General features: G+C 44.5%; 20 protein-coding genes and 1 tRNA gene. 19 read left to right on the forward strand and 2 right to left on the reverse strand.

Translation table 11 applies throughout. The features are described from left to right. The first annotated feature begins 47 nt into the window (after positions 1 to 47). Positions 48 to 2,465, forward strand: coding sequence for a hypothetical protein (locus ACLD5M_RS05765; RefSeq protein WP_410313738.1), 2,418 nt, complete (start codon positions 48 to 50; stop codon positions 2,463 to 2,465). A gap of 63 nt (positions 2,466 to 2,528) precedes the next feature. Here ACLD5M_RS05765 and ACLD5M_RS05770 read toward each other — a convergent pair. Together ACLD5M_RS05770 and ACLD5M_RS05775 are read right to left on the reverse strand one after the other, a co-directional pair. Further along, positions 2,529 to 2,601 (reverse strand) — tRNA-Ala (locus tag ACLD5M_RS05770). A gap of 108 nt (positions 2,602 to 2,709) precedes the next feature. Beyond that, the gene (locus tag ACLD5M_RS05775; RefSeq protein ID WP_019260687.1) at positions 2,710 to 3,378 is read right to left on the reverse strand and encodes a DedA family protein; all 669 of its coding nucleotides are present in this window, start codon (positions 3,376 to 3,378) and stop codon (positions 2,710 to 2,712) included. Positions 3,379 to 3,618: 240 nt separating this feature from the next. On the opposite strand from ACLD5M_RS05775, the gene ACLD5M_RS05780 reads away from it, so the two are divergent. The 18 genes from ACLD5M_RS05780 (at position 3,619) to rplL (ending at position 23,766) form a co-directional block, all read left to right on the forward strand. Then, on the forward strand, positions 3,619 to 4,425 hold the full coding sequence (locus ACLD5M_RS05780) for a hydrolase (RefSeq protein ID WP_410313798.1): 807 nt from the start codon (positions 3,619 to 3,621) through the stop codon (positions 4,423 to 4,425). Between the two features lie 143 nt (positions 4,426 to 4,568). Then, on the forward strand, positions 4,569 to 4,838 hold the full coding sequence (rpsO, locus tag ACLD5M_RS05785; RefSeq protein WP_004109774.1) for a 30S ribosomal protein S15: 270 nt from the start codon (positions 4,569 to 4,571) through the stop codon (positions 4,836 to 4,838). 279 nt (positions 4,839 to 5,117) lie between these two features. Further along, positions 5,118 to 7,901 (forward strand): polyribonucleotide nucleotidyltransferase, encoded by a 2,784-nt coding sequence (locus ACLD5M_RS05790; protein ID WP_102694998.1) that lies wholly within the window; start codon positions 5,118 to 5,120, stop codon positions 7,899 to 7,901. Between the two features lie 122 nt (positions 7,902 to 8,023). Next, positions 8,024 to 8,887 (forward strand): aldo/keto reductase, encoded by an 864-nt coding sequence (locus tag ACLD5M_RS05795; RefSeq protein WP_410313737.1) that lies wholly within the window; start codon positions 8,024 to 8,026, stop codon positions 8,885 to 8,887. Between the two features lie 13 nt (positions 8,888 to 8,900). Then, complete coding sequence (locus ACLD5M_RS05800; protein WP_410313736.1) at positions 8,901 to 9,866, forward strand: polyphenol oxidase family protein; 966 nt, start codon at positions 8,901 to 8,903, stop codon at positions 9,864 to 9,866. Positions 9,867 to 9,895: 29 nt separating this feature from the next. After that, positions 9,896 to 10,567: a pyroglutamyl-peptidase I gene (locus ACLD5M_RS05805; RefSeq protein WP_116794354.1), complete on the forward strand. Its 672-nt coding sequence runs from the start codon at positions 9,896 to 9,898 to the stop codon at positions 10,565 to 10,567. Positions 10,568 to 10,736: 169 nt separating this feature from the next. Then, a complete protein-coding gene (locus ACLD5M_RS05810; RefSeq protein ID WP_410314788.1) occupies positions 10,737 to 12,152 on the forward strand; it encodes a cell division protein in 1,416 nt (471 codons plus the stop codon). A 69-nt stretch (positions 12,153 to 12,221) separates the two neighbouring features. Beyond that, complete coding sequence (locus ACLD5M_RS05815) at positions 12,222 to 13,556, forward strand: C1 family peptidase (protein WP_004135780.1); 1,335 nt, start codon at positions 12,222 to 12,224, stop codon at positions 13,554 to 13,556. A 266-nt stretch (positions 13,557 to 13,822) separates the two neighbouring features. After that, positions 13,823 to 15,004 (forward strand): 3-deoxy-7-phosphoheptulonate synthase, encoded by a 1,182-nt coding sequence (locus ACLD5M_RS05820; RefSeq protein ID WP_410296414.1) that lies wholly within the window; start codon positions 13,823 to 13,825, stop codon positions 15,002 to 15,004. 105 nt (positions 15,005 to 15,109) lie between these two features. After that, on the forward strand, positions 15,110 to 15,583 hold the full coding sequence (locus ACLD5M_RS05825) for a hypothetical protein (protein ID WP_019260697.1): 474 nt from the start codon (positions 15,110 to 15,112) through the stop codon (positions 15,581 to 15,583). 6 nt (positions 15,584 to 15,589) lie between these two features. After that, positions 15,590 to 16,300 (forward strand): 5'-methylthioadenosine/S-adenosylhomocysteine nucleosidase, encoded by a 711-nt coding sequence (mtnN, locus tag ACLD5M_RS05830; RefSeq protein ID WP_019260698.1) that lies wholly within the window; start codon positions 15,590 to 15,592, stop codon positions 16,298 to 16,300. 208 nt (positions 16,301 to 16,508) lie between these two features. Further along, the gene (locus tag ACLD5M_RS05835) at positions 16,509 to 17,780 is read left to right on the forward strand and encodes a phosphate ABC transporter substrate-binding protein PstS (RefSeq protein WP_410314791.1); all 1,272 of its coding nucleotides are present in this window, start codon (positions 16,509 to 16,511) and stop codon (positions 17,778 to 17,780) included. Between the two features lie 112 nt (positions 17,781 to 17,892). Further along, on the forward strand, positions 17,893 to 18,897 hold the full coding sequence (gene pstC, locus ACLD5M_RS05840) for a phosphate ABC transporter permease subunit PstC (RefSeq protein ID WP_410314789.1): 1,005 nt from the start codon (positions 17,893 to 17,895) through the stop codon (positions 18,895 to 18,897). After that, complete coding sequence (gene pstA, locus ACLD5M_RS05845) at positions 18,898 to 19,905, forward strand: phosphate ABC transporter permease PstA (protein ID WP_004134230.1); 1,008 nt, start codon at positions 18,898 to 18,900, stop codon at positions 19,903 to 19,905. 51 nt (positions 19,906 to 19,956) lie between these two features. After that, positions 19,957 to 20,736, forward strand: coding sequence for a phosphate ABC transporter ATP-binding protein PstB (pstB, locus tag ACLD5M_RS05850; RefSeq protein WP_004134234.1), 780 nt, complete (start codon positions 19,957 to 19,959; stop codon positions 20,734 to 20,736). Between the two features lie 255 nt (positions 20,737 to 20,991). Then, positions 20,992 to 22,386, forward strand: a complete 1,395-nt coding sequence (locus ACLD5M_RS05855; RefSeq protein WP_410314790.1) for an NCS2 family permease — start codon at positions 20,992 to 20,994, stop codon at positions 22,384 to 22,386. 380 nt (positions 22,387 to 22,766) lie between these two features. After that, positions 22,767 to 23,288 (forward strand): 50S ribosomal protein L10, encoded by a 522-nt coding sequence (rplJ, locus tag ACLD5M_RS05860; RefSeq protein ID WP_004129547.1) that lies wholly within the window; start codon positions 22,767 to 22,769, stop codon positions 23,286 to 23,288. Between the two features lie 97 nt (positions 23,289 to 23,385). Next, positions 23,386 to 23,766, forward strand: coding sequence for a 50S ribosomal protein L7/L12 (rplL, locus tag ACLD5M_RS05865; RefSeq protein ID WP_004134236.1), 381 nt, complete (start codon positions 23,386 to 23,388; stop codon positions 23,764 to 23,766). Positions 23,767 to 24,154: the final 388 nt, after the last annotated feature.

The following is a 24,154-nucleotide window of genomic DNA, read 5'->3' on the forward strand; positions in this document are numbered from 1 at the left end:
GTAATAAAAAAATAAAACAAATAAGGGATTAACAAAAGGGGGAACATATGAAACAGCAAAATCGAGAAGGGTTTGCTGAGCAGAAACATTCTTTGTGGGGGAAGGCAAAGATGTCTTTTAATAAACTTATTAAAAGACTTTTAGCAAGATTTATTGCAGGTATTTGCATTTCTGCATTTTTCTTTATGAGTATTGTTGCAGTGTTGCTGCCGATTAATGCTTCCTACGCGCAAACAAAGAATATTAGTGTAACAACAGAAAACCATGTAAAAACGCAGAATATTAACACTGATCGCAATTTGCGCATACGCCATATTTCTGTTATACCAAACCAGAGAACAGTTCGCTCCAAAGGTAAGTACATGTTTACTAAGCGTCCAGTTTTGCTAGTCGTTACGGTTGACGGAATAGATGCGTCAACATTAAAGCGTATTCACAAAGTTTATGTAAATATTGGACGTTACAAAGTTGCTAATTCTAAAGCCGAGTTGGCTAAAACAGAAGTGTTGTCGTCTTTAGTTAATTTCCGTTACCAACTACGTCCTAATCCGGTAGGAGTAGTAAAAGTTGAGTTGAAAAGTTGCGGAATTTACGATTTGCGCGACGTTTCAGTGCGAATTGCGTCCGTAGCAATTGCGCCGCATCGCATATGGGGTGGTAGTAATGCAAATAAAAAGAACGAAAATAAGGCATCTAGTATTACTCGTGTAGCAAAATCTTCTACAAGTAAAATGAATTTTCAAGAGCCAATACTAAATATTCCTGCTTTAGCTGTAAATATTTCGGATTCAACGCAAAGTAGCAATATGATAGATTCTGCACGTTTTGTGGTTATTGATTATACTGAACCGCGGTTAAAGGTTATTTACGACAACAATACCGTTTACGGAGGTAAATATTTTAAGGCAAATCGTTCAGCTAGGGTAATAGTAGACGATGATTCTTTTGCTTTTTCTTATCTTCTTAGAGACTCTTCGCCAATAGCAACTGTTAAAGCAAACGGAAAACAAGTTATTAATCTAACTGCTCAACAGTTTAAAAACGACAGTTTTCACCCAAACATTTGGTATGCAGATATTTCGTTTAATAAAGATGCTTCTTGGGAAGCTAAATATGCTGCTCAAGATTTGTCGGGAAATTTCAGCTCTTCGCGTAGTGACAATTTTGTTATTGATACTCACATTCCAACTGTTTCAATTACCGGTGTTAGTAATGGTGGAGCTTATTCTCGTGAAGTAAAACCAACGGTTGTTATTAGTGATAATTATTTGAATCCAAAAAGTGTAAAGTGCTGGCTGCATCGCGTTCGCGGTGGTCAGAACGTAAATCCAGCTTCTGCAAAATTTAGTAATAACAGTGCAAAAGTCCAGTACGAAGCTTTTTATAGCGGTCCAAACGATGACGATATTTATCAGTTGCAGTGGAGCGCAAAAGATGTGGTAAATCATGAAATTCACGGAAGTATGCAATTTTCTATTAACAGCTCCGGTTCAACGTTTAGATTAGATGGTTCAACTGCTGCAATGAACAACAAACAGTTGCAGCATGCGAAAGATGTTCGTATTGAAGAAGTTAATGCAAGCTCTTTGGCGTATCCTGCAAAAGTAAGCGTTGTGCAAGACGGTGTTGAAAGAAACTTAAGCAAAAACGATTTTTCTGTAGCTGTAAGCACAGATCGCGGTTGGCCTCGTTTAACATACACTATTTTCCAACGCAATTTTGCGGATAACGCAAATTACAGAGTGTTAATTAATTCCGTAGACAAAGCAGGTAATCATTCCTCTAACGAGCGAGTAGCAGGTGAGTCTAACGGAGCGCTACGCGCATCTTCTGCGTCTTTGCGATTTACTGTAGATCATCTTGCTCCTCTTGCAACAGCATTTGATATGCGTAAAAATTCAGTTTACAAAACTGAAAAAGATGGAAAATTAGTGAGAATTAGCGCAAAAGATAATATGGCTTTGAAATTAGTGTCATTTAATGTTGACGGCAAAGCTAAGCATATTTGGCGAGGAAAGTCGGCTAATAAGCCAGTACTGTCTTTGAAAATGAAGCCTGATGGTGTGGCGCACGATGTTCTTGTAAAAGCTGTAGATTATGCAGGAAACATAACAGAGTTAAGATACAACAATGTGAAAGTTGTGCAGATTTCACACAGTTTAAAAAAGATTTCTGCATTAGAAAAGAAGAAAAATGGGGGTAAAAAAGACAATAAAAATGATGATGTAGCAAGTTCTCAGGTGCAAGATTCTAATGCAAATAATGAAAATAATGCAGATTCTAATGGAGTTTCTAATAATGATTTGAGCAGCGATTTGAACGATAAAAACACAAGTGGAAGAAGCTCGTCAAATCTTCTAGTAGTGCTTGCGTATGTTGGAATAATCGTTGTTACATTGTTATGCGTGGCGCTTGGAGCTGGAATAATCTACAAAAAGCATAAAAGTAGCAAGGAAGATGATTAAGTGCGCAATAGGGCTAAGTGAATAAAAAAGCCCACTGCGGTGGAATGAATGCAGTGGGCTTCGTGGAGCTAATGGTAATCGAAACCACGACCTCTTCGATGCGAACGAAGCGCTCTACCAACTGAGCTATAGCCCCAATGTCTAAGACAAATCATCTTACGACAACTCTGCACACTGTACTACAAATCTTGTATAAAAACAATATTTCTTATAGTGCAGTGTGCATGAGTGTCGTAAGCACAATCTATTTAGATGCCTTTTTTGCTTTGTGTGCTTTGTATAAGCCAATAAAAGTTGGAACAAGTGAAATAAGTAAAATAGCAACAATCACTAATTCAAAATTCTTCTGTACGAAATCAATCTTTCCAAAGAAGTATCCAAGAAGCGTGAAAAGTGAGGACCATATAATTCCGCCAAGAATAGAAAATGGTGTAAAACGAACCCATCGCATTCCGGATACGCCGGAAATAAAAGGCATGAACGTGCGAATAAATGGGAAGAATCTGCCCAAAAATACGGCTAAAGGACCCCATTTTTCAATCATTGCTTCGGTTTTAGCAACGCGCTCTGGAGTAAGCGCCTTAACTTTACCAGATTCTACAATCTTGCGGCCGAAGAAATGGCCAATAAAATAGTTGCACTGATCGCCAATAATAGGCGCCAGCCAAACAACCGCAAGCAACAGTGGAAGAGGAAGTGCGCTGTGACCGGTTTGAGCATCGGGAGCTGCAAAGAAGCCGGCCGCAAAAAGCAAGGAATCTCCCGGCAAAAATGGGAAGAATACTACGCCTGTTTCAATAAAAACAATTAGAAAAATAAGGCCTAATGCTGGAGCTGTACCCATCGCAATCCAACTTGCAATAGCGGAGCGTGGATCCTTAAGTAAGTTGACAATAAAATGAATAAATCCCATGATATCCTGTCGTATTTTTTGCGACTAAACGCCGCTTTTTAAGCAAAACGCATGCAAAACATGCCTTTACAATGAGACTAGCAGTCGGCATAAACGGCAAACATGTTAAGCGCACTACTTCTTGCGCGAGTTATTGAATACAATAATAAAGTATTGATAAAGTATTATTACTGTTACGCAGGTGTGCTTAAACTTGCGAAGGATTGGGCGAATGCTAAAGATTGGCAGGAGAATTATCTTATGACATTGAATGATGAACATAGTGAGAGTCCTAAAAGCTTTACGCCAATAAAAGTAAGACGACGCCCAACATCTTCTAAAAATGCTGTGCTTGCAGAAAATGCTGCGCCTGCAGAAAGTGCTGCACCCACAAAAAGTGCTGCGCCTGCAAAAAGTGATGCGCATGCAGAAAATGCTGCGCCTGCAAAAGAAATATCAGACGCATATTTAAGCTCAGATTTACCTGAAACGGAATTGTCAATTGCTGACTTTTCGCGTAAACATGCGAATCCTAAGCGTTGGTGGATATATTTAGGAATATTATTGCTTGCAATTGTGCTACCGTATTGGGCTGGCCGCACTCTTGCTGTTCAATATACGTCGTGGGTTGTTTCGCATTGTGCAGGGCTGTCTGCTCAAGGGGTAGTTTTTATTTCCTGGGTTATTACAGTTGCTGCTTTTACAAGTCTTGCAATGGCTCTGATTGAATCAAGTAGCTGGGTTTGGAGATTTATTTTTGTGGTATTTCTAGCTTTTGAACAGCTTATTGCAGGCTTGTGTATGCTGAGTATGAGTTTTTGGTATTCAACTTACGTAGTTTATGGTCCTGCATCTGGGCTTGCTAACGCAGCTAATCTTGGCATTATTTCTGCAGGATTTGCTGTGGCTGTTTTTGCTGTATTATTCGTTGGTTTGCTTGTTGTTATTCCTAAAAAATCGCGTCTAAATGTGCTAACTCGCAGCTGGGCATCTTTTATTATGTTTTACGCTGTTGAAGTTTTGGCAATTCTAGTTGTGCTATTTGGTGGCTTTATGACCGCAATGTAATATTTTGCACTGCAAATTTTGATTAGCAATAATAACTTGTTGACGAGTGGTTGTATGATAGAGATTTGGCGTGTAACGCCCGCGGATTGAGAGCGCTACAACAGAAGGTTGTGGCACCGCGCAGTGATATTAAGGAGGACGCCGTGGCATTAACGGCTGAAGATAAGAAGAACATTATCAACGAATACGCGACGCACGAGGGTGACACGGGTTCCCCAGAAGTGCAGGTCGCTTTGCTTAGCAAGCGCATTGCTGACCTTACTGAGCACTTGAAGGAGCACAAGCACGATCATCATTCTCGTCGTGGCTTGTTGCTCATGGTTGGTGATCGTCGTCGTCTTCTCGATTACTTGAAGCGTGTTGACATCAACCGTTATCGTTCTTTGATTGAACGACTCGGCTTGCGTCGATAGTCTTTTAGCCCGGGCTTAAGCTCGGGCTTTTGTATATACATAATTGAAAGCATAATTTAAAATTGAATCATAACTAAAGATTGAAGAATAATTTAAGATTAAAATAATTTAAGATTGAAGCATAACTGAATACGGATGATTGAAGTAACCGAAACAAAAAACACTACGAAATATTGGCGTGCAGGATTGCGAAAAATCGTTAGGGATAATAACAACGTGAAGGCGCCAATGTTATTACGCATGTTGGTTGATTAGGTAAGTTAAGAAAAGGAGGAACCCGTGGAGGGTCCCGAAATTAAGGCTGTAGAAGCCGTTATTGATAATGGTTCATTTGGTAAGCGCACGCTGCGCTTTGAAACTGGTCGACTCGCACAACAGGCAGACGGTGCTGTTGCCGCCTACTTGGATGACGATTCCATGATTTTGTCGACGACGACTGCAGGATCTAGTCCGAAGGAAAATTACGACTTCTTCCCACTTACTGTTGATGTGGAAGAGAAGATGTATGCTGCTGGTAAGATTCCAGGTTCGTTCTTCCGCCGTGAAGGACGTCCTTCTAACGAAGCAACATTGGCATGCCGAATTATCGACCGCCCATTGCGCCCACTGTTCCCACACACTCTTCGTAACGAAGTGCAGGTTGTGGAAACTATTTTGTCTATTAATCCTGACGATGCTTACGATGTAATCGCTTTGAACGCGGCTTCTGCATCTACTATGATTTCTGGTTTGCCATTTGAAGGCCCAGTTTCTGGTGTTCGTTTGGCTTTGATTGACGGCCAGTGGGTTGCTTTCCCACGTTGGAGCGAACGTGAGCGTGCAGTATTTGAAATTGTTGTGGCTGGCCGAGTGATTGAAAACGGCGATGTTGCTATTGCAATGATTGAGGCTGGCGCCGGCAAGAACGCTTGGAACTTGATTTATAATGAAGGTCAAACTAAGCCGGATGAGGAAGTTGTAGCCGGTGGTTTGGAAGCCGCTAAACCATTTATTAAGGTTATTTGCGACGCTCAGAATGAGTTGAAGCGCATTGCAGCTAAGGAAACCAAGGAATTCCAGCTCTTCCCAGAATATACGGACGAACTTTACGCGCGTATTGACGAAATCGCACACAAAGACTTGGATGAGGCTCTTTCTATTGCAGAAAAGCTTCCTCGTCAAGATCGCATCGCTGAAATTAAGGAAGGCGTGCGTGCTGCAATCGCAGAAGAATTCACTGATATGGACGAAGCTGAGAAAGAAAAGGAACTCGGCAACGCGTTTAAAGAATTGCAGCGTCAAATTGTTCGTCGCCGTATTTTGACGGAAGATTACCGAATTGATGGACGTGGTTTGCGCGATATTCGTACACTTTCTGCAGAAGTTGACGTTGTTCCACGCGTTCATGGTTCTGCACTCTTCCAGCGTGGTGAAACCCAGATTTTGGGCGTAACAACTTTGAACATGCTTAAGATGGAACAGCAGGTGGATGCGCTTTCTGGCCCACAGACTAAGCGCTACATGCACAACTACGAAATGCCTCCATACTCCACTGGTGAAACGGGTCGCGTTGGATCTCCAAAGCGTCGCGAAATTGGTCACGGTGCTTTGGCAGAGAAGGCTTTGGTTCCAGTTTTGCCAGGTCGCGAAGAGTTCCCATATGCTATTCGTCAGGTTTCTGAGGCTATTGGTTCTAACGGTTCCACTTCTATGGGTTCTGTGTGCGCTTCTACACTTTCCCTGCTTGCTGCTGGCGTTCCTTTGAAGGCTCCAGTTGCTGGCATTGCTATGGGCTTGGTTTCTGGAGATGTTGATGGAAAGCACATCTTCAAGACTTTGACTGATATTCTCGGTGCTGAAGATGCATTTGGAGACATGGACTTTAAGGTTGCTGGTACTTCCGAGTTCATTACTGCTTTGCAGCTCGACACTAAGCTCGATGGTATTCCTGCAGACATTTTGGCTGCCGCTTTGCAGCAGGCTCACGAGGCTCGTGCAACTATTCTTGAGGTTATTAACGAGTGCATCGATTGCCCAGCAGAAATGAGCCCATTCGCTCCACGCATTATTACAACCACAATTCCTGTTGATAAGATTGGCGAAGTCATTGGTCCTAAGGGCAAGATGATTAACCAAATTCAGGAAGAAACTGGTGCTGAGATTGCTATTGAGGATGACGGTACTGTTTATATTGCTTCCGAAGGCGGCGAAGCTGCTCAGAAAGCAAAGGAAATCATTGATTCTATTGCAAATCCTCGCGTTCCAAAGGCCGGTGAAACTTTCACAGGTAAGGTTGTGAAGACTACGAGCTTTGGTGCTTTCGTTAATTTGACTCCTGGAACTGACGGTTTGCTGCATATTTCGCAAATTCGTAACTTGGCTAATGGTGAGCGAATTGACACTGTGGAAGATGTGCTTAAGGAAGGCGATAATGTTGAGGTTATCGTTCAAAGCGTAGATGAGCGCGGCAAGATTTCCTTAGCAATTCCAGGTTTTGAAGATCAGGAATCTTCTGCTCCGTCTCCTCGCGAAAATCGTGGCCGCGGTTCGCGTGACGATCGTGATTCTCGTAATGATTACCGCGGTGGACGTGGCCGTCGAGATGATCGCGACAGCCGTGATCGTTCGGATAGAGATGATCGTCCACGTCGTCGCATGCGTGATGATCGAGATGATCGTGACGATCGCGACAGCCGTGACAGCCGCTATTCCGATCGTGACAATCGTTACGAAGATCGCAATTCTCGTCGAGATGATCGTCGTTCGGATCGTGCAGATCGTTCGGAACGCGACGACCGTTACGCTGACGGCGATTTTGATGATCGTCCTCGCAGGTCTTCTCATCGCGATGACCGCTATGACGAGCGCGACAATCGTGATAATCGCGCAGATCGTGACGACCGTGCAGATCGCGACGAGCGCAATAGCCGACGCAATTCGGAAGCTCGCCGTGGCTCCGATCGCAATCTTCGCTACGCTGCAGATGACGATCACTATGATGAGTATCGTTCTGCTCGCGAAGAGCGTACCGAGCGTCCTCGTCGCCGCGTGCGCCGCGATTTTGACCCATTTGAGGAAGATTAATCGCATAAAATTATCGAAAAGCAAATGCTAATAGATAATAAATAAATTAATAACTTACGAAATGCCTTCAAATTGCGCTTGCATTTGGAGGCATTTTAAAACTGTTTAGATAAGAGGTAAATATGGTTATGCATCGTGCACTGGGGTCGTTTGACACAACAGCCATTGGCTTTGGTGAAATGCCGCTTACAATCGAAAACAATCTTGGACACAGTATGGGCATTGAAACCATTCATGCAGCTCTTGATGCTGGCTGCACGCATATTGATACCGCATGGGCGTATTACTGCTCTGGCGGTGAGGAGCAAACTGGAGAAAAGCTTGTTCGTGAGGCTTTAGAAAGCTGGAAGGGCAATAAATCTTCTATTTTAGTTGCAACAAAAGTTGGTCACTTCCGTAACTTTACGGATGGCCGCCCAACGTGGGGCAAGGATGGCAAGCCGGAGCATTTAATCCGTCACGCAAAAGAGTCTGCAATGGCTTTAGGCGTTGACACTATTGACTTGCTTTACTTCCATAGGCCGGATCCGGAAGTTCCATACAATGAATCCATTGAAGCAATGCAGCAGCTGCTTGACGAAGGAGTTGCTCGAGAAATCGGAATTTCTAACGCTTCCGTGGAACAAATTGATATTGCGCGCAATATTTTAGGAAATAAGTTAGTTGCTGTGCAAAACCAGTATTCGCCGGTTCATTTAGAAAACGAAGATACTTTGCAATATTGCGAAAAGCTTGGAATTGCTTTCGTTTGCTGGAGTCCATTAGGTGGATTCCGTCATCCGTATGACGACCATCTTTTTGACCCATTCCGCAAAGTTGCCGAGAATCATGGCGTAAGCTATCAGCAGGTAGTTTTGGCTTGGGAGCTTGCAAAAGGTGAGCACGTATTTGTGATTCCAGGAGCGCACAGGCCTGCAACTATTCTCGACAGCTTAAAAGCTTCAGATTTGAACTTAAGCAATGAAGAATTGGCTTATTTAGGGTGAAAGAAAGTAACATATGCAACAAACAAGCGTAACTGGCATGCCGTTGCCGCATGAAGATAACGAAGGCAAGCCAATTCCTGTAACTATTCCAGTTGCATTAGGAGCTCGTACTCACGCAGTTTTTACTACTAGATTGGGCGGTATTTCTGAAGGTTCATTTGCTTCGCTTAATTTAGGCGGACGTGCAGGAGATAATGAGGAAGCTGTTGCAAGCAATCGCGCAGCGTTACAGCGTGCGTTACAAGCGGACTTATCTTTGGTTGCTCAAGTGCACGGAAATGAAGTTTTTGACGCGGATACTGTAGTTGATTCATGGAATACGCCTTACGGATTCGACGCAACTGGTTTTGCGGATTCCAAATTGCGTATTGAATCAGATGCGCAAGTTTCTACAGCACACTCGCTTGCTTTGGGAATGTTTGCAGCCGACTGCTTGCCTGTTTTACTTGCGGACGACGAAGCTGGAGTAATCGCTGCAGCGCATTGCGGAAGAAAAGGATTAATGGCTGGAGTTCTTGATTCTGCTATTGAAGCAATGTGCGAAAAAGGTGCTGAACGCTCGCGAATAAATGCGGTTTTAGGACCATGCATTTGCGGCAACTGCTACGAAGTCGGCGAAAGTATTGCGCTCGATTTTGAAAAACGCTACCCACAAACCGTAACAAAAACTCGTTTCGGCGGCTTAGGTATTGATATTGCTGAGGCTGCTCGAATCGATTTGGCTCTCGCAGGAGTTGCAAATATTGTTAACGCTTTGCCTCGAGTTTATGCAGCAACGCAATATTTGCAGGAAGATGAAGAATTGCGCACAATTTGCGAAGTAGACGGTGAAGGAGAATCTTTGCCGGAACGTTTGCAAAATTTGCAAAACCCAATGTGCACTTTGGAAAATCCTCTGTGGTATTCGCATAGGCGCGCGCAACTTGCTGGAAAATCGCATGAAGGCAGACTTCTTGCGCTTGTAATACTAGACAAGTAGCTAAAATCTTCAGAAAGTAGGCTAATATTATGAATCAAATTAACGTTGTAATTTCAGGATTTGGTCCATACGCAGATTTAGAAGTCAACCCTTCTTACGAAGTGCCATCCGCACTAGAATCTGCGGAAAATCTTGCTAAAATGCAGCCTTCTGAAGATATTTGCGTAAAAGTAACGTCTGTTATGCTTCCGATTAGTTTTGCGAATGCTTGGCCTAAATTATTAGAAACAATTGAGCGTGAGCAGGCAAATATTGTAATCGCCACCGGCACAAAGCACACTGCGCGAGGAGTGCAACTTGAAAGATGCGCAACTAACGTTATTGATGCTAAAAAGCCGGATGTAGATAATAGTCGCCCGCAAAAAATGCCGATTGTTGAAGATGGTCCTGCAGCTTACTGGACGAGGCTGCCTTTGCGAATGATTTTGCAGCGTTTTGCTCACGACTCAATTGCATCTAATTTAAGCTCCGACGCAGGAACGTACGTGTGCAATTCTTTGTTTTATCAGCTTTTGCACTGGGCGGCTAAAGATAATAAGCGTGTTCTTGCCGGTTTTGTGAGTTTTCCTCCGGTTGTAAGTTTGCACGATGCTAGAAACGGTTTGCCATTAAAACAGCAGATTGAAGCAGGGCAAGATATTGTGCGTGAAGCAGTCAGATATTATATGCAACCTTCTGCAGAAGGAATGTTATTAAAGTAGTTGTTACTAAATTATTTGTTACTAAATAGGTGATGATAAATTAGTTGTGTGAGCTTAGCAAAAACGTGCGCAACACACGAGTATTTTGCGCTCTTAAGTGATAGCGTTGATGCTGATGGCGTAGGCACACAGTCGGTGCAGCTTACTGGGGGCTTGTGAAAGGAATATTATGGCAACGGATTTATTCCCAACCGCGTTGCGTGGTTACGATAAAGACAAGGTAAATGAGGCCTTTGCTAACTATGAGCGTACAATTTCGCGTTTGCGTGAACAAGTGCGTTCCAGTGACGAATCAATTTTGCAATTGCAAGCTCAATTGCAAGAAGAAAAAAATAATGTAAAGCGCGCAAAAAGCGGAAATACTTTCGCATCTTTGGGTGCAAATGCGCAACAATTACTAGCATCTGCAGAACAAACAAGTGCACAATTACTTGAGCGAGCAAAGCAGGATGCTGCGTCAATCAAAAAGAATGCACAAGCTCAGGCTGGAACATTACTTAATAACGCTAAATTAGATGCAGCTCACTTAATGCAGGAGGCACAAACTAAAGCCGACACAATGCTTTCAAACGCTACACAAAAGTCGACTCAAATGATGCAAGCTGCTCAAGAAGATTCTGCGCGTTTGCGAGATACTACAGCAAAAGACGTGCAAGCGCAGAAAGATGCTGCAGAATTAGCTTTGCAAAATGCTCAAGAGGAGCACACTAAGCGCATGGCTTCTGAGCGCGCTAAGCAAGAAAGCAATATTTCCCAGCTTAAGTCGGAAGCTGCTCAAAAAATTGCAGAACAGCGCGCGGCAGCAAACGAAGAAATTGCACGCGCAAAGGCTGAAACTAACGATCAAATCGAATCTGCATTGGCAGAAGCGAATAAAAAGTTGGCAGATATGCGCGAGCATGCTTCTAAGATGATGGCGGATGCTCAGCGTAAGGCTGGCGAAATTACGGATGCAGCTAGCGCAAAAGCTCAGGAAATTGCGGATGATGCTCAAGTTGAGCGCACGCGTACGTTAAGCCAAGTTAGTGCAGAAGTTGAGCAGATTCGTGCAGATATTGCCTCCCAGCAGGAAGAAGCTACGAAGAAGGTTGACGCTTTGCTTTCCGGTTTGAAGGAAAAGGAGAGTGCAGCTCAAGAAGAAGCCGATGCTTTGGTGGCTCGTGCGAAAACCGTGCATCAGGAAGCTGACGAATATGCGGCACAAACGCATCAGGCTGCGGATAATCAGGCTGCTGATATTGTGCGCAAAGCTATGCAGGAGGCGACTGCTCAGGTTGAAGAGCGTAGGGCTGCAGCTCAGCAGGAATTAGATGGTATGACTGCGCGCTTGAGCCAATTGCAGCATCGCGAGGCAACTATTACGCAGCGAGTTACGGAATTGCGCTCGCTGTTTGCAAACGCGTTCTCTGGTTTTGATTTTGGAGATGCTCAGCCGGATCAGCCTGTTCAGCAGGCTTCTGACGATGTTGACAATTCTTCGGATGCGAAATCTTCTGCCGAAGCAAAGCAGGCTCAGCGAGATGTTCAGGCTGCGTTGGCGGAATCTGAAGAATCTAACGAATCTGACGAATCTCAAGAAAATTAGTAAAATAAGTTTTCTAAACAAATTTTCTAAACAAATTTAACTAAATAATTAACAGGAAAGGTAAGAATAGTGACTGAGATCACCGCTTTAACTGATGAAGCATTGCAAGGTTTGCGTGAGGATTTTGATGCAAACCCATTGAACCGTTTGGCTATGAATGGTGTAACTGCTGCTGGTATTGATAAGGTTGCGCGTAATTATGACCGCGCTCGCTTGTTGCAGCGTCGTTTTTCCACGATTGTTGACAACGGTGATGCTACGCATCAGGATCATTCTGGACGCTGCTGGCTGTTTAGCTCGTTGAACGTTGCTCGTTTTATTGCTAAAAAGTCGCTTGGTTTGAAGGAATTTGAGTTTTCTCAGAACTACGCAATGTACTACGACAAGCTTGAGCGAATTAACTACTTCTTGAAGGATGTTGCGGCTTTGGTTCGCGCGGGCGAGCCTTCAGATTCTCGCTTGATTCAGCATTTGTTGCATGATGTTATGGGCGATGGCGGCCAGTGGACCATGGCTATGAACGTTTACAAGAAGTATGGTGCTGTTCCTAAAGATTTGTTCCCAGAAACCGCTTCTTCTAAGAATACTGGCGCTATGAATACGCAGTTGCGTGCGCTTTTGCACACTGCTGTAGCTCATATGTATGCTAATGCTACTGAAATTGATGAGATTATTGCGGACGCTACTGCTGCAGGCCACAGGATTTTGACAATTCACTTGGGTGAGCCACCTAAGAGCTTCGATTGGGAGTGGACTGATAGCGACGGCAAGTTCCATCGCGATGGTGAGATTACGCCAGTTGAGTTCTGGAAGAAGTACGTGAACGCTGGTCTTGAGGATTATGTGTGCTTGGTTGACGATCCTCGTGCTGAGCATCCTAAGGGCAAGAAGATTGCTATTGAGCATTTGGGTAATGTTGCTGGCGGAGACGCAACCGAGTATTTGAACGTACCAAACCAGTTTATGAAGGATTGCGTGCGTAAGATTTTGGTTGAGAAGGGCATTCCAGTTTGGTTTGGTGCTGATTGCCATCCTATGATGGATCGCGAAAATGGCGCTTGGGCTACTGATTTGTTTGAGTATGGCCGCGTTTATGGCGTTGATTTTGATTTGGATAAGGAAGAGCGCGTGCGCTTTGCTGATTCTGCAATGAATCACGCTATGGCTTTTGCTGGCGTGGATGTTGCTGATGACGGCACGACTACTCGCCGTTGGCGCGTGGAGAACTCTTGGGGCACTGACATTGCGGATAAGGGTTACTTTACGATGAGTGACGATTGGTTCACTGAGTACGTGTATGAAGTTGCAGTGCCGAAGAATCTGCTTCCGGCGGAATATCGCAAAGCACTGGAAGAGCCAGCAATCGTTTTGCCGGCGTGGGATCCAATGGGCGCTTTGGCCTAGCTTAAGCGCATTGGGCGCTTAAGCTACTTCAAAGTGCCGCGCTTGCTTAAAGTTGGAAGTCCAGTGGACTTCCAACGCAAGCGCGGCGGCTTGTGCCGGCAAACGGCACAAGCCGACCACATCAAGTTAGGTTAGATTCTCTGCGCGAGTTCGGCGGTGTTTGCATCTTTATTTCAAGATGCAAACACCGACCACATCAAGTTAGGTTGATTCTCTCCTCACAACCACCGATTACACCAAGCATTGTTTTATAGGATGGTGAACAAATGTCTTCTACAGCTGAGCAGCGTACTTCTCGCGCGGTAAAGAAGGAGGTTGAGGAGGGGCGCAACCCTCTTAACTCCGCGAAGTTCCAGCGCTGGGAAGACCAGGTTGGTGTGGATCGCATTATTAACCGCCGCGTGTTGGAGCTTGAGCCGCTGCCGACTCCTGCTCAGGTGCTTGGTGAGCTGCCGTTGTCGCCGTATGCGCAGGATATTGTTGCGCAGTCGCGCGATGAGATTCGTGGCTGTTTGAATGGCGACGATGATCGCTTGTTGGTTATTGTTGGCCCGTGTTCTGTGCATGATCCTAAGGCTGCTCTTGATTACGCGAGTCGTTTAGCTAAGTTGCGTTCGGAGCTTGAGGGTGAGCTTCTTATTGTTATGCGCGTGTATTTTGAAAAGCCGCGCACAGCTCTTGGCTGGAAGGGTTTGATTAACGACCCGGATATTGATGGAACGCATGATATTCATAAGGGTTTGCTTCTTGCGCGTAAGACTTTGCTCGGCGTGTTGGATGCTGGCTTGGCTGCTGCTACTGAGTTTTTGGAGCCGACTAGCCCTCAGTTTATTGCGGATGCTGTGAGCTGGGGTGCGATTGGTGCGCGTAATACGGAGTCTCAGATTCATCGTCAGCTTGCTAGTGGTCTTTCTATGCCGGTTGGTTTTAAGAATGCTACGGATGGTTCTGTTTCTGCGGCTGTGAATGGTTGCTTGGCTGCGAGCCAGCATCATACGTTCTTTGGTATTGATCATCTTGGTCGCGCTTGTGCTGTGCAGACTCTTGGTAACCCGGATTGCCACGTGGTTTTGCGCGGATCTAGTAAGGGTCCGAATTATGATGCTGCGTCGGTTGCTTCTGCTGTGGCTTCAATTCGTTTGCGTTTGGGCACTGGTTGCGTGGCTTCTAACGGCGTGGTTGTGGATTGCTCGCATGGTAATTCTGGCAAGGATGAGCGTCGCCAGATTGAAGTTGTGCGCGAGATTGCGGATCGTTTGGCTGCTGGCGAGCAGGGCATTAAGGGCGTTATGATGGAGAGCTTCTTGCAAGGTGGCAATCAGGATCCTGCTCCTCTTAGTGAGCTTGAATACGGCAAGTCTATTACGGATCGTTGTATTTCTTGGGAAGATACTGCCGATTTGTTAAGAACTTTAGCGAAGTCCGTTGCAACACGCCGTAGAGATTAGAAATTATAGTAAGATAATCTCAATTTACTTCTACTTGGCTTATTTTTTACTGTATTTGCCAGTTAAGTTTTGAACTATATTTTGCGTACAAAGGAGTGTGTTGAAATGTATAACAAAGACTTGAATAAAGCGAATAAAGGTTTTGCGTGTAAAGCGTTTCCGATTGTGAAATATGTGCTGTTTGCTTTGATTGCCACTGGCGTTATTTTACTTGCTTTTGCGTGGTATCGTGGCACTCATAGCGCAGGGTACACGCTTGTTACTGATTCTGCATTGTGGTTTAGCGTTTTTATGCCGTTTGTAACTGGAATTGTTTTGCTTATTTTTACTCGCGGATGGCGTCGCATTGTTGGCACTTTAGTTTGTGTGCTTCTTATAGCTGGATTTGTCGCTTTTCTTGCTCTGCAGAATCAAATTATTGCGTTTTTCAATGTTCCTATTACGAATCCGTGGTTTGATTTTACGTGTGACGCATTGCTGAAGATTGCTACTTTAACTTTTGTTATTATGACTTTAGTATGCGTGTTTTTGGTTAAGAATAACGATAAATGCGTAAGTAGCGAAGTAAAAAAAGGATGATTCTTAATGTCTAATACTGAGAAAATTACTAAAGTTGCTGTTGTTGGCGCTTTAGATGAGGAAGTTGCTCATATTGCTAGTGCGCTCGAAAACGTGAGCCACAATCAGTCTGCAAGTCTTAACGTATCTTGCGGCACTCTCAATTCTGCAGATGGTAGCAAAATCGAAGTCGCGGCTACTGTTGGCGGAATGGGCTTAGTAAATGCTGCTGCAACTGTGCAATATCTTATTGACGCATACAATCCTCAAGCCGTAATTTTTTCTGGTATTGCAGGAAATCTTAATAAAAATTTGCATACAAACGATGTTGTTCTTGGAAAAACTGTAAAATATCTCGATACCGATATGCGCTTAATCGGTCAATGGAAGCCGTTTGCAAGCGAATTTCATTCGGATGATTATCTTCTTATAGTAGCTACTAAAGTGCTTACCGATATGAAAATCACGCATATTGCTGGCACTATTGCTTCTGGCGGATATTTTGTTGATTCGCCAGAAAAAGTAGCGGAAGTAATTGCATCTACTCAAGCGGATGCTGTGGAAATGGAAGGCGCAGCAGTCTTGCATGTGGCTGCTCGTAACGACGTTCCTGCACTTGTTGTGCGCGCAATGAGCGATAATGCGGATACAAAATACGAGGATTTTCACACTTTTGATATTTCCGAATACGCGGACACTGCTGCAAAAATTACGGTAAATATTCTTCGCAATTTGTAGCATTTCGACACGCTGATGTGGTCGCCGACCTTCATTTTGCTTAAGTAGCGTTAAATCTAGCGCCAAATACCGCCATTTTTAGTACACACTTTATTTTTGCCGGTGCGGTTTAACCCACCTATTTATGATGGTTGCGTTAATAAAAAAAGATAGGGATTAAGTTAAGAAAATGCGCCCAATTCGCAAATACGGCTATAGGAACGCGAAAATGTGGTGGGGCGCAAGGCAATTCTTCGCGAAAGGAAAGAAGAATATGCGTAACGATATGAATAAGTCAAATATGAATAAAGTGAATACAACTAAAGTAAATACAACTAAAGTAAATACAACCAAAGTAAATACGAATAAAAGCGCGCTTAAGTTCCGTAGTATTGCTGCGGCTGCGCTAACTTTCGGCTTGTGCGCAACCTGCGCTGCTTGCGGAGACAATGTTCCTGCAGACAGCAACAATGCAACTGGCGCACAGAATGCAAAAATTTCCGGCAATTTCCAAGGCTCTGGAGCTTCCTCACAGCAGGTTGCAGTAGAAGCGTGGATTGCAGGATTCCAAGGCAAAAACAGCGGTGTAAAAATCGCCTACAATCCAACTGGCTCTGGAGCAGGAGTAACAACTTTTATGACGGGAGCCACAGCATGGGCTGGATCCGATAAATCGCTAAGCGACGACGAGATAGAAAAGTCAAAGTCGGTTTGTGCAAATGGCACTACAGCTTTCGACGTTCCAGTATACGTATCTCCAATCGCTGTAATCTTTAATCTAAAAGGCGTTTCGGATGCTGGAAAACACATAAATATGGACGCTTCTACGATTGCTAAAATTTTCGACGGCAAAATCACGCGCTGGAACGACGATGAAATTAAATCGCAAAATCCTAAGCTAAAGCTTCCAGACATTCCAATTACCGTGGTTCACCGCTCCGATAAGTCTGGCACAACGCAGAACTTCTTAAGCTACGTGAAGGATGCAGCTCCGGACGATTGGTCGCATGATCTTAGCGAAAACTGGCCAAATAGCGTCGGTCAAGGCGCAAAAGGCACTTCCGGTGTTGTGTCAACAGTTCGCATGGCTGACGGTGCTATTGGTTACGCTGATTTTTCGCAAGTTGGAAAGCTTGGCACTGTTGCTGTGAAGGTGGGGGATACTTATAATGAGATTTCTCCTGAAGCGGCTTCGCAAACTTTGGCTGATTCCGAGATTGATTCTGATATTTCGGCAAAGTATCCTAATCGCGTTGTTGTGAAAATTAATCATAATACGCAAACTAAGGGTGCTTACCCGATTGTGTTGGTTTCTTACGATATTTCTTGCCCGGTTTATAAGGATGCTTCAACTGCACAGTTTGTGAAGTCTTGGCTTAGCTACGTAACTAGCGCGGAAGGTCAGAATGCTGCTTCTTCTGCTGCTGGAACGGCTCCACTTCCGCAAAATTTGGTTGGCAAAATCAACAAGTCAATTCAAGCGATTAAAACCGGAAAGTAAAACCGGAAAGTAAAAACTGGAAAATAAAAAATAAAAATCGGAAAGTAAAACCGGAAAGTAAAAACTTTTCGTAACTGATATTATGAAAAATATCAGTTAAAAAGGAGAATGATTGAGTTCTACGAAAAATGCAGCAGCAGTTGCGTATACTGCAAACGAAGCTACTCAAGTTTCTGAGAGCAATAGTAAAAATTATGCAGGCACTCATTTTGCAGACCGTCTTTTTAAAGGCGTGGCTGCAAGCTGTGGCATGCTGATTTTGCTTGTGCTGACTGCAGTTGCAGTATTCCTGCTGTTTCGCGCGTGGCCGCTAATAAGCGGGAATCATGAGCAGGTAAGTCGCGTATTTTCCGACTTTACTGGTGGCAAAGCGAACGATTTTATAAGCTACGTAGCTCCGCTTATTTTTGGAACTGTGCTTATGTCTGCGCTCGCGCTGCTGTTTGCATTTTTCGTGGCACTCGGCATTGCTCTGTTTATTTCGTATTATGCTCCTAAAAAAATTGTTCCGCTTTTAAGCGGAGTTGTTGATTTGCTTGCTGCAATTCCATCCGTAATTTATGGTTTGTGGGGCGGATTGGTGCTTGTTCCAGCAATGTATCCGTTCTGGGATTGGGTTTCTAAAGTTTTTGGGTGGATTCCATTTTTTGCCGGCCCTGCTGCGAATCCTTCCAGAAGTGCTGCAACAGTTAGCTTAGTTTTAGCTGTTATGATTTTGCCGATTATTACTTCGATGGCTCGAGACATTTTCCAACAGGCTCCTCGCTTGCAGCAGGAAGGTGCGCTGGCTTTGGGCGCCACGAAGTGGGAGATGATTAAGTTAGCTGTTTTGCCGTTTGCAAAGTCTGGTATTGTGTCAGCTTCTATGCTTGGCCTTGGTCGCGCTCTTGGCGAAACAATGGCAGTTTTGATGATTTTGTCTCCTGGATTTACTTTTGGAATCAATATTTTCAAAGCTTCCCAAAATCAAACTATTGCCGCAAATATTGCAGCGCAGTATCCGGAAGCGAACGGACTTGGCGTAAGTGCGCTTATTGCAACCGGCTTAGTTTTGTTCGTTATTTCTTTTGCAGTCAACTTTATTGCTCGCAAAATTACCGGAAAGGCGGGCGCATAAATGGAGAATCAAATTAATAAATCTGCCGAAAATACTTCCGCAGAAAATTCCGCAGCTCCGGTTATTGACTTCAACAAATTCCGTCCAACTAGATCTTCTATAGCCGCGCGTAAACGCAAAGATATGCTTATGCGTGTGCTGATTTTCTTGTCTTTTATAGTGGCAGTTATTCCTTTGGCTTCCTTGCTTTTAACAACAATTATTAACGGCATTAAGCGCTTAAATCTTGACTTTTTAACGCATAACATGACTTACGTTGTGGGCGGAAATGCTACTGGAACTGGCGGTTACGGTGGTATTTTGCACGCAATTATTGGAACTCTTGAAATTACGCTTGGAGCTATGGCTATTTCGATTCCAATTGGCCTAATGTGTGCTGTTTATTTGGTTGAGTATGCTAGCGGAAATAAAATTTCGCGCATAATTAATCTACTTGTTGACGTTATGAGTGGTATTCCGTCTATTGTCGCCGGTCTGTTTGCTTTTTCTATGTTTGCTCTTCTTGCAGGTCCTGGCACAATCAATGGTTTTGAAGGATCTGTAGCTCTTTCTCTTCTTATGATTCCAACGGTTGTTAAATCTTCTCAAGAAATGCTAAAAATTGTGCCGAACGATTTGCGCGAGGCTGCCTTAGCTTTGGGCGTAACCAAGCAGCGCACAATTACGAAAATCGTTTTGCGCACTGCTCTTCCGGGAATTGTGTCTGGCTGTATTCTTGCAGTTGCGCGCGTTATTGGCGAAACTGCGCCACTTCTTATGGCTTCAGGCTTTATTGCTTCCACGAATTTCAACTTATTCGATGGGCAAATGACTACTTTGCCTGTGTACGTTTACCAGGAATATTCCAAACTTTCTGCAAATTGCCCAGCTAATGCTCCGGCTTCTTGCGTTACAACAATTCCAATGGAGCGCGCTTGGGCTGCGGCTTTAACGCTTATTGTGTTGGTGTTGTTGCTAAATATTTTGGGGCGAGTTGTAGCTCGAGTGTTTTCTGTAAAAGCGAAGTAAGGCGAAATAAAGCGAAATAAGGCGAAATAGATTTTAGAAAGCGAGCATAAAATGGGTCAACGAATTGATGTTAAGAACTTAAATATTTACTATGGTGATTTTCTTGCCGTAGAAGACGTAAATATTAATATTGAGCCAAATAAAGTGACGGCTTTTATTGGACCTTCTGGCTGCGGAAAGTCAACAGTTTTGCGCACTTTAGACCGCATGCACGAGATTACGCCGGGAGCGCGCGTAGAAGGCCATGTGCTTCTTGAAGGCCGCGATTTATACGGAAAAGACGTTGACCCTGTGGCAGTTCGCCGAGATGTTGGCATGGTTTTTCAGCGCCCAAATCCTTTCCCAACAATGTCTATTCGAGAAAACGTGCTTGCTGGAGTTCGCCTAAATAATCGCAAGATTTCTAAGCAGGATGCTGACGACTTAGTTGAGTGGGCATTGCGAGGTGCAAACTTGTGGAATGAAGTTAAGGACCGCTTAGATAAGCCTGGAATTGGTCTTTCGGGCGGTCAGCAGCAGCGACTTTGCATAGCTAGAGCAGTTGCTGTGCATCCGCAAGTTTTGCTTATGGATGAGCCTTGCTCGGCGCTGGATCCTATTTCTACGTTGGCTGTAGAAGATTTGATTAACGAGCTTAAAAACGATTACACGATTGTGATTGTGACACATAATATGCAGCAGGCTGCGCGTGTTGCGGATTATACGGCATTCTTTAATTTGAAGGCTGTAGGGCAGCCAGGGCATTTGGAATACTTTGCAGACACGACTACTATGTTCAACAATCCGCGCAATGCCGAAGCCGAGCGTTATATTTCCGGCCGTTTTGGCTGATTTGTTATATACTTTTTTGATTTCAGTGTATTTCCTTGGTCAGCACGTGCGCGTAAGGTCAGAGCTGTTCGGTTGTTCAGAGGTTTCGCAATTTTCATAATTTTATGTGAGATTTTGTGGTGCCTTCGTTCTTCCGGGCGAGTCGCAGTAACCTCTGCGTGAATGCCCAAATGTAATTGCGTACGCGATTGCTCAAGTGCTTTCGCCGCGCTTTCTATGGTCTTTTACGCTGTAAAACCAAGGAACAGAGAGTTTATGGAAAAGTTCTTCCATCTCAAAGAAAACGGCACGAATGTATCAACGGAGATCACTGCAGGTCTCACTACATTCTTCGCAATGTCGTATATTATCGTCGTAAATCCAATGATTTTAAGCCAAACTGGCATGCCTAAAGGTGGCGTTTTCCTCGCTACAATCATCGCAGCAATCATTGGTACCCTTGTTATGGGCTTGTTTGCTAACGTACCTTACGCACAGGCTGCAGGCATGGGTCTTAACGCATTCTTTACTTACACAGTTTGCTTCGGCCTGCATTTTACTTGGCAAGAGGCCATGTGCATGGTGTTCTTGTGCGGTTTAATTAACATTATTATTACCGTTACCAAGATTCGTAAAATGATTATTCGTGCCATCCCGACTTCGCTACAACATGCAATCGGTGGTGGCATTGGTTTATTCGTGGCCTATGTTGGAATGATGAGCGTTGGTTTGATTACTTTTACTTCCAAGGATCCTGCCGCCGCTGCAAAGAGTAAACCAACTGCTGCTATTCCAGGTCTTGCTGTTATGAATAACCCTGTGCTTTGGTTATTCCTTATTGGACTTCTTTTTGCTATTGTTCTTACAGTTCTTAAAGTTCGCGCAAGCTTGCTTATTACAATTATTGCAACTTCTTTAATTGGTATTCCTTTGGGATTGACTTCTTTGAACAATGCAGTGTCTGTTACTGACGCTTTTGCTCAGCTCCCAATTACTTTCGGCGCTATTTTTAGCGATAAGGGTTTTGCGTCATTGTTTGCTGATCCTGCTCGTTTGCCGCTTGTGTTGGTAACTATTTTCGCATTCTCAATGTCGGATACTTTTGACACTCTCGGCACCTTTATTGGTACCGGCCGTCGCACTGGTATTTTCTCCGAGGAAGACGAGAAGGCTTTGGAAAACGGCTCCGGCTTTAGCTCCAAGATGGATCGCGCATTGTTTGCTGATTCTATTGCTACTTCCGTTGGCGCAATTTGCGGTACTTCTAACACCACTACTTATGTAGAATCTGCTGCTGGTATTGGTGCAGGTGGTCGTACTGGTTTGACTTCCGTGGTTGTGTCCGTGTGCTTCGCGCTTTCTATTGTTCTTGCGCCTTTTGCTTCTGCTGTTCCTGCAGCAGCAACCGCTGGCGTGCTTGTGGTAGTTGGCTGCATGATGGCAAGCTCTTTGAAGGAAATTGCTTGGGATGATATTTCCGAAGCAATTCCTGCATTCTTTGCTGCTGTATTTATGGCGTTCTCTTACTCCATTTCTTACGGCATCGCTGCAGGCTTCATCATGTACTGCTTAGTTATGACTTGCAAGAAGCGTGCTAAGGAAGTTCATCCAATGCTTTGGATTGTTTCCTTGCTGTTCTTGCTTGATTTCGTTGCTAACGCTGTGCTGTAAAAGTTGCTGATATGTAAGCAATAAACTTACGTAGCATAAGCTTACATAGCAGTGAAAATAATGTATTTGAGGGTGTGCAATTGCGCGCCCTCTTTTTATTTATAGTTTCCGTATAAATTTTTATTGACATTGTCTTGATTTTGTATTAAACTTACCCAACGTAAACCACAGACCGTTGGTGGAATCGCAAGATTCCTGAAATTGATGCGTCAGGCCAGCACAGGTTGAGCAAGATTTACAGCGAGTATGTTGTAAGTTTTATTTAGCACTTAGTGTGCTTCGTATGTTGCTCTGCCAGTGCGCAGGGCTTTTTTATTGCCCTGTTTAATTAAGCTTGATGTGTTTCTTTCGAACTGACGGCCGATTTAGGAAGGAACGCCATGAAGAGGCCCGAAAAGGAAGCGGTAGTTGCCGATCTTACGGAACTTTTCCGTAATGCAGACGCTGTCTACCTTACCGAGTACCGCGGGCTTACCGTTCCGCAGATTTCTTCTCTGCGTGAAAAGCTAGGCCGCGATACTTCCTACTCTGTGGCGAAGAACACGCTTGCTCGTATTGCTGCTAAGGAAGCGGGCATTGAAGGTCTTGACGAGCTTCTCGCCGGCCCAACTGCAATCACCTTTGTTAAGGGTGATTTCATTGAGGCTGCTAAGACCTTGCGTGATTTTGCCAAAGAGAATAAGACTCTCGTCATCAAGGGCGGTTTCGCAGATGGAACTGTTTACGATGCCGAAGGTGCAAAGCAGCTTGCAGACTTGAAGTCTCGCCCACAGTTGCTTTCCGAAATGGCCGGCGCGCTCAAGGGCACCATGTCCAAGGCCGCCTACCTGTTCAACGCATTGCCAACCAAGACTGTGCGTACTATCGACGCTTTGCGCGAGAAGCAGGAAAAGGCCGCTTGATTCCCTTGCAGCTTGCTGCATGAGACCAACCAATAATAAAAATGTTATGGTCGTAAGGCACACCGTGTGCCTGGCCAAGTAAGAAAGGAAGCCAATTATGGCTAAGCTCACTAGTGAAGAGCTTCTTGAAGCTTTTGGTGAAATGACCCTCGTTGAGCTCTCTGAGTTCGTCAAGGCCTTTGAAGAGAAGTTCGACGTCGAGGCTGCTGCCCCTGTCGCCGCTGTTGCCGCTGCTCCAGCTGCTGCTGGCGCTGCTGAGGAAGAGAAGGACGAGTTCGACGTCATTCTTACCGCTGCTGGCGACAAGAAGATTGCAGTCATCAAGGCTGTTCGCGCTTTGACCAACCTCGGCTTGGCTGAAGCTAAGGCTCTCGTTGACGGCGCTCCAAAGCCAGTTCTCGAGAAGGCTAAGAAGGAAGATGCTGAGAAGGCTAAGGCTGCCCTCGAAGAGGCCGGCGCTTCCGTGGAACTTAAGTAGTTCTAGCTTTTTATTGCTTTGCTCGTAACGCAGTTTTGTGCGTGTGTGCATAGTGAATAGGGCGGTAGGTTTTATACCTGCCGCCTTTTTTGTTGCGCATTTGCTGCTTGTGGGGGGGGGGCAGCTTGTGTGGGTGCTGCTTGCTGGTGCGATGTGACATAAACTGCTCAGTCGTGAGTAGTTTGGGTCGTGTGTGAAGGCGACCTCCGCGCGTGTCGCGGGGAAAGTGGTGGTTTTTCAAGGGTTTGCGGGCGGCGCGGGGGAGCTGCCGCGAGTTTCCTGAGAGTTTTCTGAGAAAAATCTTTGAAAATCGTGAAATAGTATTTTTTACGATTAAACATTGCTGTTTAGCGTATTTTTTATAGTTTTACGCGCTTTTACTTGAATA

Origin of the sequence: Gardnerella sp. Marseille-Q9185, from assembly GCF_046508745.1 — a bacterium.
Lineage (GTDB): Bacteria > Actinomycetota > Actinomycetes > Actinomycetales > Bifidobacteriaceae > Bifidobacterium > Bifidobacterium greenwoodii.